The 1,133-nt window shown below is 62.1% G+C and carries 1 protein-coding gene; it reads left to right on the top strand.

Features of this window, described 5'->3' with window-relative positions:
• Nucleotides 1-196: 196 nt before the first annotated feature.
• Nucleotides 197-1,133, top strand: a 937-nt coding sequence (locus tag P3W75_RS03685) for an IS110 family transposase (protein ID WP_276226017.1), incomplete at its 3' end; no start/stop codon positions are given.

The raw sequence follows: 1,133 nt of genomic DNA on the forward strand, positions 1-1,133 counted from the left end.
AGGAACCTGTCGGGGGTGGAGGGACAAGACCCGCTTCTGCAAGCCAGACGGTAGGAGACTTCCCCCACCCACGCGCTCACAACAAGCGCCGATAAGGAATCCATCGGTTGGGTAGCCGCCCAAACCGACGATACCGGCAAGCCTGCGCCAAGGTGAGCCCCGACAGGTCGCACCATGTTCACCGTCGGAGAACGCCATGACAAGCCAAGTCGTTATCGGTATCGATGTCGCCAAGCAGTCGTTGAGCCTCTGTAATGCACAGTCTGGCGAGGTATTCGAGCTGGCCAATGACGTGCGCACGATTAAGGCCTGGTTGAAAACTCTGCCTCGCTGCTGTGCCATTGCGATCGAAGCCACCGGTATCTACCACGTGGACGTGGCGACCCTGGCCCATGCTCGTGGGCATCAGATTTACGTCATCAACGGCTTTCGCCTGAGCAACTACCGCAAGGGCATCGGTGGTCGGAACAAGGATGATCGCAGCGACGCGCAGCTGCTGGCCCGTTACCTGGCCCATGAGCAGGCGCAACTGGAGCCCTGGCAGCCGCCGAGCAAGACCTACTGCCGCCTGCAGGCATTACTGCATCGGCGTGCAGTGCTGGTTCGTAGCACCATCTCGTTGCGCCAGAGCTTTTCCCAGGATCGCTCCCTGGCGAAGGCGCTGCAGCCGGTCCTCCGGCGCATAGCCGCCCTGGAGCTACGTCTGGAGAAAGACATTCAGCGGGCGCTGCAAGAGGCTGGCCTGATGGAACAGAGCAAACGCTGCCAGGCGATCGAGGGGATTGGACCCCTGACGGCAGCGGCCCTGAACCTGGCCTACCTGCGCGGACGCTTTCGCAATAGCGACGCCTTCATCGCCTTTCTCGGGCTGGATGTGCGACTCAAGGAGTCGGGCCGTTACAGCGGCCGGCGGAAGCTAACCAAGCAGGGCGATCCAGAAATCCGTCGGCTGCTGTACAACGCGGCGATGGCAGCGGCCCGCACCCAACGCTGGAAATCCCTCTACCAGAGCTATCTGGCGCGCGGCCTGAAGACGACCGAGGCCCTGACTATCCTCGCCCGCAAACTGGCCCGCATTGCCTTTGCCCTGATGCAGACGCAAACCACCTACCAACCCCCGAAGGTGAAGCCAG

The organism is Pseudomonas citronellolis (genome assembly GCF_029335315.1).
Taxonomy (GTDB): domain Bacteria; phylum Pseudomonadota; class Gammaproteobacteria; order Pseudomonadales; family Pseudomonadaceae; genus Pseudomonas; species Pseudomonas citronellolis_A.